Here is a 17830-nt window from a genome sequence, read left to right as displayed (position 1 = left end):
TACGGGGTATTAATCCGAATTTCTCCGGGCTATCCCCCTGTACAGGGTAGGTTCTATACGCGTTGCGCACCCGTGCGCCACTCGTCATCAGAAAAGCAAGCTTTCCTATGTTACCGTTCGACTTGCATGTGTTAGGCCTGCCGCTAGCGTTCATCCTGAGCCAGGATCAAACTCTTCATCGTTATAACATTAAATATCTCATCAATGCATCCAACTAAAAAGCTGTCCCGCCCCAAAACGGTTCTTGTGTCTTAAAAAATCAAAAAATCTTTTAATCAATCCATTATCTGGTGTAAAAACACCATCAAATGGCTTAATTCGCTGTCTACCAATATATCAATGAACTTAATCTTCTTTACTCTTACGCCCAACGATCTCTCGTTAAGCGGGTGCAAATATAGAACCCTTTTTTCGGTTGCACAACTCCTTGCAAGAAAAATTTTTTAATTCGAAAAATCCTTTTCTAAAACCCTGATTATGAGGTGTGATTTTGGAAAAATATTAGCTGCAGTATTTACGCAATCAGGAAAAGAAATTCCAGACCAGCCCAAATCGGATGACAAAATCGCGATAGGGATAGCCGGGAGCTGCGTAAAATGTGTTGCCTGAGAAGGAGGAATTGAAATGCTCCGCCTTCAGATAGATTCTCGTCTGCCTCACCTTGGCATTGATAAAAAAGTCGAGTAGCGGGAACCCTCCAAGCTCTTCCTGATTCTGCACATAGAATTCACCCAGTAGGGGATTGTAGGCATTCATATTATAGGCCGAAAAATACTTGAAGGTCACCCCTGTCTGAAGGAACATGGCCTTTTTAAAGACATCACTTGAAAAGTATATGGTATTGCGTGTGACCAGCTGAGGCAGGTTTAGCACTTCACTGTCCTGGGTGACATTCTGATACATGACCGTATTGTTAAGGGCCCATTTACCCAATCTGAATTCTTTCTGATATTTTACCTTTAGCAGGTTGACCGGATTTCCTTCCTGTTTAGGCGTCACAAAGGCATTGGCCTCCCCTTCTGCTACTTGTGCCGCAGATGCATTGGAGGAGAAATACGTATAGTTGTCTGTCGTAGTATACAGGGCGGTGAGATCTCCCCAAACCTGTGATTTCAAATCAAACTGCAAACTCTGTACATTTTCATCCTCAAAGGTTTCCGCATTGTACCAGTTATAATTCGAGTAATCCGACTGGTACAGCAGAAAATTGAAGTTAGGTTTACGGGAAGAAGCATGGACACTGAAGCCAACCTCGTTTTTCTCGTTGAGCTTCAGTCTGGCAGAAGCGTCTAAGATGTAGTTAGTGAGGTCCCCAGTGATTCCATAGGCGAGGTTCCCATTCAGGGTAAACGGACCTATCTGTTTATCGTAACTGCCCCCGACGGAGATCTCATCTCCCGTGAGCTGATTAGGGATCGTCCCTTCCTCCGTAATCAGGATGCTGTCAAAATAGTAATCGTACTGGAACCAGTTCACATATCCTTTGATCGTTCCCAGAAATTTGTTGGAATAATCCAGGCTTACGCCGTTAAAGAAGGTCTTTAAGTAGGCCTTGTCGTCAATCGGGCTGAACAGGTCTTCCCCGAAAAAATCGTTCTGGGCGTCTTGCTGAAATTGATAATACTTTGTTTCATAAGTGAACTCATGACCTATTCCCAAAGAGGAATCAGACACTGAATCCTTTCTTCTGGCCAGTGCATACCTCTGGTCCAGATGATATCTCTTACCTAAAATCTTATTTCGGGCGTCTGTAAAGAACACATCTATCCGCGATCGGTCCCTGAATTCAGGGTCCTCTGATTCAAACTGCAACTCCTTCGCGATCAGTCCGCCGTTCTCCTCCCCCAAAATGTCCTGACCCGCAATATGAGCCCGAAGGGTGTACCTGTTGTTCCTGGACTGGTAATTTGCAGTGGTCCTGAAATTACCTGATTCCATTTGACTGAACTGGTATTTACCTAAGGATCGAAATCCTTTGTAAGCGATGGAGAAGTTAAACCTGGGCGAGGTGTTGAAGGTGATCATCGCATCAAGTAACTGCCCCTGTTCAAAGGTGGTCTTAAAAAACAGGTCAGTAAGTGGCGTCGGCACATTGTAATAAGCTATATCCTCTTTCTCCAGGTAATTGAAATGCCTCGCCCGGGCTCCAATCTGAGGATAGAGGTTGGGCCTGGTAAGGTCGACCCCCAGACTGTTGTAGGGCTGGCCCACATTGGCAAAAGGCATGAGCTCAAAATCGTCCCTTCTGAGATAATTATACCTGTATTCTTTCTGGATCGTCAGGGTGGTATCGAGGTAGGTGGTATCCCTGGAATAGGAGATGATCTTGTACTCCTCGATCTTGTTGACAGCTTCCGTTCCACTAGTTACCAGACTCTGCCTCAAATTCTGTTTCCTGAATTGTGTGGAGTCTTTTTGTTTACCCGGGGGAGGTAGTGTTTCCTGGGCTACAGCCGGGTATATCATAAGAAAAGCTACAATTGCGATCAGGTATCTCATAAAAAAACAGACTCCGGCAAAGGTACTTTTTTTAGTACTAAAGAAACGTGAAACCCGGGTAAGAAAAGACATCTATTTCCTATATTGTGCATTCCTTGTTCAGAATTTCCCAAAAAACGAGTCCACTGAACAAATAAAATTGAAATAACCGGAGATTTTCGGGATATTAGTCAAAAAAATTACATGATAAGAAAATTACTCATGCTCTGCCTCCTAGCGGGCTTGTACTCCCATGCCCAGTTCAACCAGAATGCCCCCTGGCTGGCGGGTCCTGATGGTGAACAGTTCGAGTCGCTTTCCCCTGATAAACCCCGCTCTATTTTTGAGATCAGTGAGGCCTTTGACGAATACTGGAAGGACAAGGACATCAATGCCAAAGGAAGTGGATTTAAACCTTATAAACGGTGGGAGAATTACTGGATGCATTTCGTAGATCAGCAGGGCTACCTGCCCACCCCCAAAAAACTCTGGCAGGCCTGGGAAAACAAGCAGAGCCGCCAGGCAATGACCACAAACCCCACCAGTGCATGGACCTCGGTAGGACCGCAACAGGTCGGAATATTCTCGGGAAGATTACCCGGGACAGGAAGGACAAATGCCATAGAGGTAGATCCCAACGATCCCAATACCTGGTACGTGGGAGCACCTGCCGGAGGGATCTGGAAGACCACGAATGCCGGGGCTACCTGGACCAATCTTTTTGACGATTTCCCACAGATCGGGGTCTCCAGCATTGCCATCGATCCCAATAACTCGAATGTCATCTATATTGCCACCGGAGACGATGACGCCGCAGACTCTTATAGTGTAGGTGTCTTCAAGTCACTGGATGGTGGAGCCACCTGGCAGGAAACCGGACTCAACCCTTCTAATTCTGATTTCAACACCCTCATGACAGTGATCCTGATCGATCCTTCTGATTCCAATGTTTTATGGGTGGCCACAAATTCTGGACTTTATAAAAGTCTCGATGGAGGGAACACCTGGGATCGAAAACTGACGGGATATATTGCCGATCTAAAACTCAAACCGGGAGACCCTAATACGGTTTATACCATTGTAGGGAGATATCTAGGTGGAAGTGGCAACCAGGTCAACTTCTTTAAATCAACAAATGGGGGAGATTCATTTACCAATTTACGAAATGAAGGGACCGGACAAAATCTGGTGCTACCTACAAACTCAGGAAGAGCATTGCTGGGAGTATCCCCTGCAGATCCTGAAGTGCTTTATATTTTGACGGCCAATACAGGGTCGAGTAACTTCAGTTATCAGGGCCTTTATAAATCGACAGATAGTGGGGCTACTTTTACCGAAAGCCCGAATACCACCAACATCATGGAATCCAGCCAGGCCTGGTTCGATTTGGCCTTTGAAGTATCCCCCAACAATGCCAACGAGCTCTACATGGGTTGCCTGAACATCTGGAAAAGTGCAAATGGTGGTAATACCTTTACCCGCCTGAACCAGTGGTTTGTAAATAATTCAGCTTACACCCATGCAGATATACATACTATAAAAATCTTCAATAATCAGGTATTTGCCTGTACGGACGGAGGAATTTACAGATCGACAAACGGTGGCGCCACCTTTACAGATTACTCCGCTGGAATGGCCGTCGGCCAGTTTTACAGGCTCTCAGTATCTCCTTCGAATTCCTCCAAGATGATAGGAGGATTGCAGGATAATGGGGGGCAGATCCTTCAGAACGGGGAATGGAAGAACTACCACGGGGGAGACGGAATGGACAACGTGATCGACCCCAACAATGACAACCTGGTGTACGGCTTCACACAGTTCGGTGGCTCGTTTAACATTTCCTCCAATTCAGGCCAGTCCATCGGGTATGTAGGTCCGCCAAGGGATGAAAACAACAATACCATACAGGGAAACTGGATCACCCCCCTGGCTATAAGCAGTACTGGGGAGATCTATTCGGGATTCGATGCGGTTTACAAGCTCGTTGGCAATGCCTGGGAAAAATGGTCCAATGATTTCGGAGACGGAAACATTGATGACATCGAAGTCGACCCCACAGATCCCAACGTGATATACGCCGCCGAAGGCAACATTATTTATCGCAGCGGAGACGGGGGACAAAATTTTACAGCCTTTTTCATCGCCGATGCTGATATTTCAGATATGACCGTCAATTCAAATGACGGCTCCTTTGTCTACTATGTGACCTCTTCCAGGGTAGGGATCAGTCAATCAAATCAACCCGTGCAAAAGGAGATCGTCAAGATTCCCGTTAATGCGAACGGAGATGCAGGGCTGGAAACGAATATCACTTATAACATCCCGACAGACCAGGCCTTCTTCTCCATCGTCCACCAGGGACGGCACACCGATAACCCCATTTATGTCGGGACCAGCCTGGGCGTATACCGGACTGATGACACCCTGACGGAGTGGGAAGATTATTTTACAAATCTCCCGAGTGTGGCCATCAGCGACCTGGACATAAGCCTGGATGACGAGCTGATCACAGCTTCTACCTATGGGCGGGGCGTATGGCAATCCCCTATTCCTATACAGGTACCGGACAATGATGTAAGGCTGGTATCGCTTTACCCAGCTAATGACTTATTCCTATGTGGGGAGATCTTCCCTGAGATCGTCGTAGAGAATAACGGACTGAATCCTATCACAACCGTGAACGTGAGCTATAGTCTCAATGGCGGTAGTGCTCAGAATTTTGATGCACCCGTTACACTGAATAGCGAGGAAACCGCTACTATACCCCTTCCCTCCCTCAGTCTATCGACCATTGGGGAATATACTCTGGAGGTAACTGTCTCTATCCCGAACGACGCTTTCCCCGATAACAATACCATCTCTCACGTCTTCTATGTCAATGGTTTTGGACTCGGTGGAGAGGTGAACACTTTTGAAACGGCAGCTGACGCTTTAAATACTTACAATGATGGAGGAGGCACTCCGCTCTGGGAACGAGGTGTTCCTACCGGTACCCTCCTCAACCAGGCAAGCTCTGGCACTCAGGTTTACGGCACTAATCTCGATGGGAACCATCCGGATGGGACACTTGCCTACCTCGTGAGCGACTGTTATGAATTGTCCGGCATCCTGGCTCCCGTCCTGAAATTCCAGATGGCCTTTGACCTGGAGATCAATTTCGATATCGTCTATGTGGAATACAGCACCGATGACGGCGCCAACTGGCAAGTTTTGGGGAACATCAACAGTCAGCCCAACTGGTACAACAGCGACCGCACCAATGATAGTTCCGGCACGGATGACGATTGCCAGAATTGCCCGGGAGCACAATGGACCGGGACAGACGCGACCATGAAGGAATACGCCTATGATTTTACGGCCAATGCCGCCCTGGGGGAACCCGACCTTACGGGGGAATCCAACGTGATCTTCAGGATCGTTTTCCATTCCGATCCGGCAGTGACGCAGGAAGGAGTGATCATTGACGACCTGGTCGTGGAAGGCTTCCAGGATGACGAGGATGATGACAATGATGGCATACTCGACGTAGATGATAACTGCCCTCTGGTAGGAAATGCAAGTCAGACAGACACTGATGGCGACGGACAGGGAGATGCCTGTGATCCAGATGATGACAATGACGGTATTTTAGATACAGAGGACAACTGCCCACTTGTAGCCAATCCCAACCAGGAGGACACTGACGGGGACGGAATAGGGGATGTCTGTGATGACGATGCTGACAACGACGGCGTACCCAACGCCAATGACCTGTGCGATAACACCCCTCCGGGAGCCGTGGTCGATGTTACGGGATGTGAGGTCTTCAGCCTGCCCTCAAATAACTTCGCTATCATCAGCACAGGAGAAACTTGCCCCGGTAACAATGACGGAAGTATTACCATAGAAGCTGTTGAAGCATTGAACTATACCGCCACGATCTCCGGGAGCAGTCTGAATGAAAGCTTAGGGTTTACGAACACGCTAACGGTCGAGAATCTGATCTCCGGTTCTTATGAGGTCTGTATCACAGTGGAAGGCCAGGCGAACTACCAAACCTGCTTTACCGTACTGATCTCCGAACCTCAGGACCTCTCGGTCTCCTCCAAGGTAGATTCTTTCGACAATAAAGTCACCCTCGACCTGTCGGGAGGCAAATCTTACACCATCAATCTTAACGGAGAAGTATTCCGGACTACGGCAAACCAGATCACTTTAGAACTTAAGAAGGTCGAAAACGTGCTTACAGTCAGAACGGAAAAAGACTGTCAGGGTATATTTGAGGAGGTGATCAGACTCAGTGATGAACTCCTGATCTACCCGAATCCTATTTCGTCTGGTGACCTCAATATTTATCTGGGGAATAATAGATCAGAGCAGGTGGAGGTAGCCTTGTTCGACCTCAATGGGAGAACGGTCTTCCGCAAAAAATACAATACTGAGAACAATGAGATTCGATTTAATGTCGATGCGCTTTCCAGGGGGATATATCTCTTAAATGTCAGAACATCCACCGGTTTACTAAACTATAAAATCATTAGAAAATGAGATACGAATTAAAACTAATCGCGATTCTGGCCCTGCTGATGATCTCTTGCGGAGGGAGCGGGGATCCCGATCCTGAACCGGAACCACCAGCGGTTGTACCCCCGTCAGCTGCCACTCTCATCTTTCCGGACAACAATACGGAGTGCAATGAAGGCACGGTGATCAACGAGACGCAGAGCAGTGTCACCTTTCGATGGACCGAGGCCCAGAACGCTGATACATACCAGTTGAACATCCGCAACCTGGACAACAACAATACGGCCAGGACGGATGCCAATACCAACAGTGCCACCATCATCTTGCTGAGAGGGGTTCCCTACGAATGGTTTGTGGTCTCCAGGGCCACCGGTACCAATGAAACAGCCACAAGTGCTACATGGCGATTCTATAATCAGGGGCCTGGAGTGGAGAATTACGCGCCTTTTCCGGCTGAGGTCGTAAGCCCTGAAAGGGGATCGACGGTGGCAGACACAGGAACAACTGACCTGGTATGGGCAGGAAGCGATGTAGACAATGATCTGACTGATTTTGAGGTATTCTTCGGAACGGATCCGGGCAACCTGACTTCCCTGGGTACAACGGCGGATAGCACCTTTGAGGTTACTATAGCGGCCGGCACGGTCCATTACTGGCGCATCCTTTCGAGGGACAGCCAGGGAAATACATCCCAGTCGGAGATCTTCGATTTCAGAGTGCAATAATGACAGAAAATCAAAAATGAACCAAAGCTGGAATGGTATTTGATTCTATTTCAGCAAATAAATCCTATTAAAACAATGATTAAAAAAAATCTTATGCTCGTTTTTGCCCTGGGCGCATCCTTTGCCTTCGGCCAAAACATTGAACTTCCTACGGAATACATCAACAACACCACCCTGGGGGGGATTAACAATCTCCCTGAAAATGTTCAGGGCTCTCCTTACGCCAATGAGGAATTTGTGCTGGGAAAAGTATTTGCTGAAGGACAACAGCCTTACAACGGACTTCTCAGGTTCAATGCATACCAGGACGGTATAGAAATGAAGACGGATAAAGGGGTTATCACCCTGCTGAAAAGAGAATACCTCAGTGCTGAAATCGGGGGGAAGCTCTATCGCATTGAAAACTACAAAAACAACGGAGCGATCAGAAAAGCCTATTTCGTGGAGATGAACAAAGGCAAAGCTCGACTGCTTTTCAGGCAGCACAAAGAGTTTGTGGAGGAGCGAGCTGCTATTTCTTCCTATTCCAAGGACCAGCCTGCTAAATTCGATGATGACAATTCTTATTACATCATCACCGAAGGCAATCCGGGAGTAGAGGTGAGGCTCAGGAGTAAGGATATCCTGGCGGCCCTTCCGGACCATCAGAAGGAAGTGGAGGACTTCTCCAAGAAGAACAAACTAAAGATGAAGACAGAAGAAGAAGTTCTGCAGGTATTAGCCTATTACAACTCGCTGTAAATTCTTATTTTCATCTAAGTAACAAACCCGCACTAGAGTAGTGCGGGTTTTTATTTGATCTCAACGCAGAGGATCTTAACAAACTTCATTATTTACTATTGAGCCCATCGGGACAACGTTGCCTTAAGGAAGTTACGTAAAGTAACTTCCCTCAATTGTTTACATCGTTTAAACTTCGTGAATTAAATTACATCTCATACCGGTAGATAGAGTCCGCCAAGTTTCATAGCTTTCCTGGTAAATTTGGAAATAATCTAAGAACATCCTTTACCTTATTAGTAATTCATCAATCAAAAAAGGCCCCCTGAAAGGAGGCCTTTTATATTCTGATAGTAAGTTAGATTACTTATATCTTGGTGAGACGAATCTGTACTTCAGGAGCACCCCAACCACATTGGTCGCGATAGTCATCAATGAAATTGATGATCAATTCAGAATCGTCTGCGGAATCGTACGTGGAAATGGTAGCCGTTGTCGGTGCAATACCGTTAGCACCACCGCATCCCACATTAATTCCTTCTACCTGAGAAACGACAATCTCTCCACAGATCAAACTAAATGAGAACTGGAAGGGAGTAAAGGCACCGAATGCCGGATATGCGGCAACGCTGAACCTTCTGTCGGCCACAGTAGCCCCTTGGCTGATGGTTACTACGCCGTCAGTCAGGGTTGGTGTATCAAAGATTCCGAGGGTAACGGTCTCTAACTGGTAATCGCCTAGGAAGGTTGCATCACCCTCAAACGGGCAGAACCTGAAGAAATTGATAGTATGCGTCAGGGTTCCTTCCAAAGCGTCTGCTCCAGCAACGTCATCTACATTGATGACAAGGCTGGTGATACCTGTCTCTGGGATTGCACTAAAGTTAGCGTCGATCTCGATCTGACCCACAAATGAACCTGCAGGAATAACCAGGGTGCTCTGATCGATGGAATATTCATCGGGTTGAGCCGTGGTCTGAGTTTGATCAATACTGATAGAAATGGAACGATCCACGTCAGAAACAGTGGTCACACCCACTTCAATGATCGCTGTGTCTCCTGTATCTGGCACAGGCAGTGTCTGCTGTGACCCGTTGGTAATGGTCGCTATCGCCTGACCATTTTCAACATCGTAGATCACCAGATCCTCCTCACATGCTGTTAAGGCGAAGAGGCTTACGAATAATAAGGTTATATACTTTTTCATTGTTTACGCTTTTTATGGATTAGTATCCAGGGTTTTGTTGCTCTCTAAGACCTGGGTTCGCGTTGAACTCTACAATAGGCAGAGGCAGGGTGAACCTGTAATCGGTTGCAGGCAGGCTGCAGGCTCCGTTAAAAGCGCAATCGATAGGATCTTTCAGCACACCTTGATTGGCGCGCTCACCTAGTCTCTTGAGGTCTTTGTAACGGTGACCTTCGAAGGCCAACTCGATCCTCCTTGCATTCAGAATGGCGGCAAAAGCCTCGGTCTGGTTTGCAAAAACAGGCAGCGCGGTGTCTGTACCGAATCGAGCATCTCTCAATTGCTTTAGCAAGGCTGCCGTAGAATTGGTAGCCCCATTAATGCTTCCTGCATCGGCATAAGCCTCAGCACGGATCAGCAACATCTCAGAAGACCTGAACACTTTCAGGTCGTTCATCAGAGGCTGACCTTCAGAACCAGGATACTTCTGGATCACTAAAATATCGGTAGCAGGATCGTTATTGATGTTGTAATCTGGGTCGATCAAGCTGGTAGGCGCCACGTTCACATCGTAACGGATATCGGCTGGATCCAGCAGGTTGAAAAGGGAACGTCCCATCTCGAAATAAGGAGATCCTGATAAGGTTGCATCGACAAAGGCGAAACGGGCACCGGCCCATCCCCCGGCAGCAGGACTACCTGTGGCTCCCTGACCATCAAAAGGATCGTTGTTCGTACGCTCCAGCTTAAAGATGATCTCGGTATTATCCGTATCGAGGAACATAGCCTCATACTGAGCCCTGTTGGCCAGACCGTACTTGTCCAGCAACTGCTGGCTCAAGGTAGCGGCCAGAGTATAGTTCTCACGGTAGGCGGCAATCCTTGCGCGAAGAGCGTTGACCGCATCTATGTTCACAAAAGTAGGATCACTGGTATCATTTCCAATAAGAGACTGTGCGCGATCCAGGTCACCGAGGATTAAAGCATATACCTCTCCATTAGTGTTTCTCAACAACTGCTCATCGATTGTTGGAACCCTGTCCAGAGCGATAATACCAAGAGCATTGTCGTCTGCGTAATCCGTGGTAAAATACTCCATTAGGAACCAGTGTGCCCATGCCCTAAGGAAGTAAGCCTGCCCCAGGATGTTGTTGTACTGGGTTTGTTCCCCAGCTTCTGGAGTAATGATCTCCGCAGCCTCGATCAGCCTGTTGGCCGAGTTAATGGCAGCATATCCGCCTGTCCAGAATACAGCAGGAGCCGTGCTACCCGCGTTCAAAACGAATCCATAGTCAGCGAGACCCTGTCCTCCGTTATCAAAACCGATAGACAATTCATCGGTAAAGATAGAGCTGAAGGCGATCTCACCACTCAGGTCGTAGTTAGCATAGACCCCGAGGAGTCCCGACTGCAGATCTGCCACACTTTCAAAGGCCGCATCCGCGTCTAATCGTCCTGGCTGGTCAATGTCGATGGCATCATTACAGGCCACGAGCATAGTCACCAAACCAAATAGATAAAATATCTTTTTATAATTTTTCATTGCTCTTTTTATTTAAAATCCTAATTCAAATCCTACTGACAGTGTCTTAGGTGTCGGATACAGGCGTGAGGTGTTGCTCAGTGCCTCTGCATCAAAACCTCTCCACTCAGTAATGGTAAACAGGTTCTCTGCATTACCGAAGATCCTGAGTCTTGACAACCCAGTTCCTTCCAGATATTTTGCAGGGAAACTGTATCCGATAGATGCAAAACGCAATCTGATATAGTCGGCGTTCCTCAGGAACCTGGTAGATCCAACGGCCGCCCTGTTAAATGCATCATATGAAGGGATATCAGTGATCCTGTTGTCAGGAGTCCAAACCCTCAGCAGGTCACGAGAAGACCTGAACTGTCCGATGTTGTCAGGATTCTGGAAACTGGCCAGGTCGTTGTCAAATCGATCCACTCCCACAGTGTAGTTGAACTGAGTTTGCAGGAAGAAACCTTTGTAATCCAGGTTAAACCCGAAACTTCCGTTGAAATCAGGGAAGATGTTCTTATCCAACCAAACCCTGTCAGTATCGGCATCGGGGTTTTCAGTAACATTCCCATCAGCATCCAGGAACAGGAGGTTACCATTAGCAGGGTTAACACCCGCATAGCGGATAGTGAAGTACTCAAAGAGTTTACCACCATTCCTACCGGTTCCGATAAGCTCGCCATCCTCGCTTGGAAGGTTACTCAGTTCCTGTTTGTTGTAGTTCCCTACAAAATTCAGGACAAGATTTAATCCATCATCACCTCCGTTGAGGATGTTGTAGTTCAGCGTAAGGTCAACACCTGTGTTCTTGAGATCTCCCGTGTTGGCATCCAGCTGAGTTACTGCGTTCACTGCAGAAACCGGAGTACTCTGGAAGAGATCAGAAGTTTCTTTGATATAACCGTCAACACTACCTCTCAAGCGGTTGTTGAACAACTCGAAGTCAATACCCACGTTAGATTGAGTCACGGTCTCCCATCTCAAAGTGGTGTTAGCGATCTGTGAAAGGAAGATGGAGTTCTGAGCTCCGTATCCTGTACCTGTTGCAAAGAAGTTCTTCGTAAGGTCAGGCGCAGAGAAATATCCTACTCCGGAGATGTTCTGGTTACCTGAGGTACCATAAGATGCACGGAGTTTTAACACATCAAAGATGGAGTTTTCCATCCAGGACTCGTTGTCGATGTTCCATCGACCGGCCACAGAGAAGAAGTTCGCATAACGGTTACTTCCTGCGAATCGGTAGGAAGCATCCCTCCTGATCGTTCCGGTGATACCGTAGCGACCGTCGAAGTCATAATCAGCCTGGCTGAAGATAGAGAACAGTCCGGCGTTCCTGATCGTAGCGTTTGGAAAATCAGGAAACAAGAGTGCTCCTGCATTTGTGTCAAAGAATACAGGGATCAAACCGGCTCCATCACCAGGATAGAAAGTCTTTGGGTTCAAACCGTTGGCGAAGAAACCAAAGCCCCTAAGGTGAGCCTTGAAGTATTCCGAGTAAGCACCAACGTCAAGGGAGTGCTTGCCCCAGGTATTTGTATAGTTCAGAGACGTAACCTGGTTATAAGAGAATTGCCTTGTTGAGATTTGCTGCTGGAAACCGGAAGTTGGGTTCTCAGCACCACCGAATAACAATGCGTTAAAAGAGGTTGGACCCTCAGCCCTGGTCAGGAACGTACTTTGGTAATCCGCACTCATGGTCAAGTTAGCGGAAAGGTTTGGTACTATCTCATACCCGGCCTGGAAGCTTCCTATAAGCCTTACTTCTTCTTCTTTCCTCGTGTATGTTCTCAATCGATCCAAAAGGAAAAGAGGTGTATTAGAGAAAAGGAGCGGAGACAATAATGCCGCACCATCCACGTAATCATCAGGCGTGATATAAGGTACAGATTGGTAAGCACCTAGAATATAGTTCCTGTTGATCGCTCCCGAACCAATTGAGTTTGGCTCGTTGGAGGTAGAATAGTTAATGGTCAAATTCGTGCTGTAGTTGAACTTCTCATTTTCAGATTTCCCTGAAGTGTTGTTTCGGATACTGAATCTTTTCAGACCGGAATCCTGGAGGATACCTTCCTGATCAAAATATCCAAAGGAGGTAAACTGAGAGAAGTTTTCGCTTCCCGACTGAAGGGAAAGGGTGTGGTTTTGTGTCAACCCTGTCCTGAAGAAGAAATCAGCCCAGTCAAAAGTAGGAGCCTCTGCGATCTCCTGATCGGTCAGCAGGTTTCCACGTCCGGCACCTCTCTGCTTTTCAAGAGTTAGCTGCTCCTGCGAATCCATCAGGTTGTAATCATTGTCCTGCAGGGTACTGAAACTCATAATCCCGGTGTAGTTCACCTGAAGACCTGTGTTGTAATTTCCCTGGCGGGTCTTGATCACAATTACACCGTTCGCACCCCTGTTACCGTAGATGGCCGTTGCACCCGCGTCCTTAAGGACTGATACAGAGGCAATGTCCTGTGGGTTCAAACTCCTAAAGTTCGACTGGTCTACAGGTACACCATCAATAATGTAAAGAGGCTGAGTATTACCGTTAATGGAGGTAACACCACGAAGGTTAACGTTGGAAGCAGCACCGGGCTGACCTGTAGAGGTCGTAATGTTCAGACCGGCCACCTGACCTGAAAGTGTCTGTACAAAACTCGCATTAGGCCTGTTCTCGATGGTCTCAGCGTTGATCGTTACCGATGCAATACTGGACTTCTCCTTGGTGGAGTTTCGATAACCCTGCACTACGACTTCTTGAAGTGCTTCAGCGTCATCTTCCATTTGAACATTAATCGTGTTGGAAGCACCAACCGTTCTCGTCACCGTCTTTTGACCCAGATAGCTATACCTGAGAACCTGACCTACTCGGGCAGTGATGGTATAGTTTCCGTCAAAATCGGTTTGCGTTCCCGTCGTGGTTCCTTCAACCAAAACAGCAACACCAGGCAGGGGCAGACCGTTCTGGTCCGTCACATTACCCGAAATCCTTTTCTCTTGTGCAAAAGAAAAGCTCATGCAGAGCACCAACAAAGGTGTCAACATCCATGTTAACTTTGATTTCATTTAATTAGATTTTTTGAATTAGCCAGTGGCAAAAATGATGATTAACTTTTAATTATCCAAATGAGAAGTGAACAGGAGGTTAAGGCATGTTAAAATATGTAGATTTATTATCGATTATTCAACATTTTTATGGATTCCCTGTACTTTTAGCAAAGTATTTGAAGATAAGTTCCTCAAAAACCATTATTAACCTGTTTTTCTGATAATACACTTGGGTAGATTAAGAGAATATCACAGATTCCTCTTTGAGGCAGGAACAGACGAGGCCGGAAGGGGCTGCCTGGCGGGTCCGGTCACCGCTGCAGCGGTGATCCTGCCCCCCGGATTTACATCAACTTTGCTCAACGATTCCAAGGTCCTTTCTGCTGAGCAGCGATTCAGGGTTGAGATGGAGATCGAAACCTTTGCACTTGACTTCGGAATTGTGCATATCCCGCCCGAGAAGATCGATGAGGTCAATATCCTCAATGCCTCCATCCTTGCGATGCACAGAGCTCTGGATAAGCTCGAGGTAGCCCCCAGACATATTCTGGTAGATGGGAACCGCTTCAAACCCTTTGCAGGTTATTCCCATGAATGCATTGTAAAAGGAGACGGAAAATATATGAGTATCGCCGCAGCATCGGTACTGGCAAAGAATTCGAGAGACCGGATCATGGAAGCATTACACGATGAATTCCCCATGTACAACTGGCGGCAGAATAAAGGATATCCCACAGAGGAACACCGAGCTGCAATTAGGGAATACGGCCTGACCAAGTACCATCGAAAAAGTTTTAAAATCAGGAATGAACAGTTATCCCTTGAGCTTTAAAATCCTATTTTTGCTCCAAAACAGGCGTATGAAAGGTATTCTTAGGCTGGGTCTGATCGCCCTTCTGTTCGCAGCGTGTAATCCGCTGGAGCGATCCGACCTCTTACCCGAAGAAGCCATCCCCCGGAATGCCGTCTATATTTTGAAAGTCAACGATCCTGAAGGAGCCCTCAGAGAATTGGATCACGAATTTCTAAAGGAGGATACATCAACCGATTTACCCATTCTTGAATTCCTGCAACACTTGAAACACCTCTCTCCTGAGGAATCCGGTTACCTGGCAGCACTTCCCACTAAAGGCGACAGCCTGTCCTATCTGTATATTTCCGGAATCAGGGAGGAACCAAAGGAAAAAGACAGCCTGGCAGTAACAGGGGAATTACCCGCAGATCCCCTGGATACTGACAAAGCAGAAGCTTCATTTACCCAAAAAATTTTCTCTAAGGATCTTGGAAGCATTAGATTATCCAGTCTGGATTCCGTCTTAATCACTTCCTTTGATACTTCGAGCCTTCCTGAAGATCAGGATCAGAGGCGTATATCCTTGCTGAAAAGTTCTGCAACAGGAAGACCTTTCACTCTATTTGTCGATTCGGAAAAAGCGGATTCCTTGGCAGGTCCGGCTATTAAAAACCGAACCGAATGGTCCGGACTGGCGGGATCGCTTGCCTTAGACCTCAGCCTTTCACAGGACAAGTGGCAGTGGACGGGGGTTGGAGTCGAGAATGACAGCCTCCCTTCCCTGATCGGTCTTTTTGATCAGACCCGGCCCGTGCTGAACACCCTTGCCTCGCTGACCCCAGAAGGAGCTGACGGACTCCTGACCATTTCTTTCGCAGACCACAGCGCATTTGCCGAAAATCAGAGCAAGGTATTTCCTGGCAATCAGATTTCTGATTCTCTGTTCCGTACCTCGGAGGCAGTCGGACTTGTCTTCCAAGGGAACAACAGGGCTGTCCTGCTGAATACATACGGTGCACTTAGCCTGGCCGAATTCCTTCAGGACGCACGTCAGGACAGTTATGATTACCAGGGCAAGGAAATAGGTGTGCTAAAGCCTAATTCCGTGCTGGAAGAAGCTTTCCCCTCATTTATCAGGGATTTTAGCTTTACGCATTACGCAGTTCTGGACAACTCCTTTGTCTTCAGTGACACAAAGGAATTTCTGGAACTTATCATCCGCAATATCAATAGCGGAAACTCCTATGACAAGTCGGCCATCTATCAGAGCGCAAAAGAAGAACTCGCAGAGGCTTCCTCACTTCTGTTGATAGGCGACGGTAAAAAATTACAGGACGTGGCCTCAGACCTCCTGCCCTCTGAGCTGTTCAGGCTCGCAAATGAGGCGGCTATTGGGGATCCCTTATTGGCTTTCCAGGTAGTGGCAGACCGTTCTTTCTGTCATCTCAACATCTTCAAAAAGAGAAAATCCAGCAGTGTAAGGAAGCAAGGGGTCAGTCCGCGCTTCACCTTGCAGCTAGATGCTCCCCTGGCGACCGTTCCCCAATTTGTTACGGACCACAGGAACAATAAAAAAGAGATTGTGGTACAGGATACAGAGAACAACCTCTACCTCATCTCATCAGAAGGGAAGATCCTCTGGAAAAAGGAGCTGGAAGGACGAGTTCAGGGCAGGATAGAGCAGATCGACCTGTACAAAAACGGCCGACTGCAACTCGCCTTTACCACAAATAACCAGTTCCTCGTGCTGGACAGGAATGGGAAGGAAGTGGCACCCTTCGACATGAAATTCTCCGGCCCGGTCCTGAATCCGCTGGCTGTCTTTGATTACGAGGGGAACCGCAATTACAGGTTTGTCATCACCCAGGGGAGCGATGTACGCATGTACAACGGCAAGGGAAATATAGTTACAGGATTTAAATACACAAAGGCCGACAGCCCTGTCTTGGACCGACCCAGACACTTCAGGGTGGGAACAAGGGATTATCTGGTCTTCCGCCTGGAGGACGGGTCCTTGAAAATCCTTAATCGCGTTGGGGATACCAGGGTAGCCGTTAAGGAGAAGATCGAATTTTCAGACAATGACGTCTACATCTATAACGACAAATTTATTGTGACGGACAAAACGGGAACCCTGTTTTCAACAGATACCCGGGGCAGGATCACTAAAACGCGTTTCAACCTGGCAGCCGACCACGGGATGGATGCCACCATTAAAACCTTATCCCTAATGAATGACAACGAACTCACCATCAAGGGGAACAAGGCGGTCCTGGACCTAGGCGTGTACACTAAACCCCGCATCTTCTATATCTACGACAAGATCTACGTGAGTGTCACCGATATACAAACACAGCGCGCTTACCTGTTTGACAGCAATGCTATTCCGTTTGCCGGATTCCCTGTCTACGCCAACTCTCCTATCGACCTCTCAGACATGGATAACGACAGAAAGGTGGAGATCGTTGCCAAATTTGAGGAGAATTCGCTGATCGTTTACAGTCTTAATTAATCAATAGGAAGAGCAAAGTCTTACTTAAATTTCTTGATTCAAGATTTAATAAAATAGAGTACTTGCAAGGGGGTTTATGGTCCTTAGAAGCTAAATGTTAACCAAAATCGGCCATACTCACTTCAGATCTGTTCTCGTCTGAATTCATAGTATCAGATTCTAAAGACTCTTCCGATTGTAATTCTGATGACGAGTTCACTTCCTGTTCTGCGACGGCATCGGTTGAACTCCACGACTCAAACTGTGAGTTCAACAACATCCCCAGGAAAAGCAGACCCAGCATGATGCTCTTGTGCGTGAATTGTGTTCTGATGCTTGACATTGTAGTTGTTCTTTAATTAGGTTGTGTACTATATAGACG

The 17830-nt window shown here is 47.2% G+C and carries 10 protein-coding genes and 1 rRNA gene; 5 read left to right on the top strand and 6 right to left on the bottom strand.

The annotated features are described in order from the left end of the window. Both IEV19_RS10915 and IEV19_RS10910 read right to left on the bottom strand, forming a co-directional pair. Positions 1 to 182, bottom strand: a 16S ribosomal RNA gene (locus IEV19_RS10915); the annotation flags it as partial. Positions 183 to 522: 340 nt separating this feature from the next. Beyond that, the gene (locus IEV19_RS10910; RefSeq protein ID WP_188370678.1) at positions 523 to 2499 is read right to left on the bottom strand and encodes a putative porin; all 1977 of its coding nucleotides are present in this window, start codon (positions 2497 to 2499) and stop codon (positions 523 to 525) included. 183 nt (positions 2500 to 2682) lie between these two features. On the opposite strand from IEV19_RS10910, the gene IEV19_RS10905 reads away from it, so the two are divergent. The 3 genes from IEV19_RS10905 to IEV19_RS10895 all read left to right on the top strand — a co-directional run bounded on the left by IEV19_RS10905 (position 2683) and on the right by IEV19_RS10895 (position 8447). Then, the gene (locus IEV19_RS10905; protein ID WP_188370677.1) at positions 2683 to 7005 is read left to right on the top strand and encodes a thrombospondin type 3 repeat-containing protein; all 4323 of its coding nucleotides are present in this window, start codon (positions 2683 to 2685) and stop codon (positions 7003 to 7005) included. After that, positions 7002 to 7706, top strand: a complete 705-nt coding sequence (locus tag IEV19_RS10900; RefSeq protein WP_188370676.1) for a hypothetical protein — start codon at positions 7002 to 7004, stop codon at positions 7704 to 7706. Before IEV19_RS10905 ends, IEV19_RS10900 begins: the two co-directional genes overlap by 4 nt. Before the next feature lie 75 nt (positions 7707 to 7781). Next, positions 7782 to 8447, top strand: coding sequence for a hypothetical protein (locus tag IEV19_RS10895; protein WP_188370675.1), 666 nt, complete (start codon positions 7782 to 7784; stop codon positions 8445 to 8447). Between the two features lie 346 nt (positions 8448 to 8793). On the opposite strand, the gene IEV19_RS10890 is transcribed toward IEV19_RS10895, so the two are convergent. Genes IEV19_RS10890 through IEV19_RS10880 form a run of 3 tightly spaced genes read right to left on the bottom strand, consistent with a single transcriptional unit; the run spans position 8794 to position 14182 of the window. Next, complete coding sequence (locus IEV19_RS10890; RefSeq protein WP_188370674.1) at positions 8794 to 9633, bottom strand: hypothetical protein; 840 nt, start codon at positions 9631 to 9633, stop codon at positions 8794 to 8796. A gap of 19 nt (positions 9634 to 9652) precedes the next feature. Continuing rightward, complete coding sequence (locus IEV19_RS10885) at positions 9653 to 11155, bottom strand: RagB/SusD family nutrient uptake outer membrane protein (RefSeq protein WP_188370673.1); 1503 nt, start codon at positions 11153 to 11155, stop codon at positions 9653 to 9655. Positions 11156 to 11167: 12 nt separating this feature from the next. Beyond that, entirely contained in the window at positions 11168 to 14182 is a 3015-nt protein-coding gene (locus IEV19_RS10880; protein WP_188370672.1) for a SusC/RagA family TonB-linked outer membrane protein, read from the bottom strand. A 211-nt stretch (positions 14183 to 14393) separates the two neighbouring features. Between IEV19_RS10880 and rnhB the strand changes: the two genes are divergently transcribed. Beyond that, a complete protein-coding gene (rnhB, locus tag IEV19_RS10875) occupies positions 14394 to 14996 on the top strand; it encodes a ribonuclease HII (RefSeq protein ID WP_188370671.1) in 603 nt (200 codons plus the stop codon). 28 nt (positions 14997 to 15024) lie between these two features. Beyond that, on the top strand, positions 15025 to 17469 hold the full coding sequence (locus IEV19_RS10870) for a ribonuclease HII (protein ID WP_188370670.1): 2445 nt from the start codon (positions 15025 to 15027) through the stop codon (positions 17467 to 17469). A gap of 97 nt (positions 17470 to 17566) precedes the next feature. Here the strand turns inward: IEV19_RS10870 and IEV19_RS10865 are convergent, their stop codons facing one another. Then, positions 17567 to 17791, bottom strand: a complete 225-nt coding sequence (locus IEV19_RS10865) for a hypothetical protein (protein WP_188370669.1) — start codon at positions 17789 to 17791, stop codon at positions 17567 to 17569. Between the last annotated feature and the right edge of the window lie 39 nt (positions 17792 to 17830).

This window comes from Muriicola marianensis, from assembly GCF_014638095.1.
Lineage (GTDB): Bacteria > Bacteroidota > Bacteroidia > Flavobacteriales > Flavobacteriaceae > Muriicola > Muriicola marianensis.
This window is presented reverse-complemented; position numbering and strand designations above follow the sequence as displayed.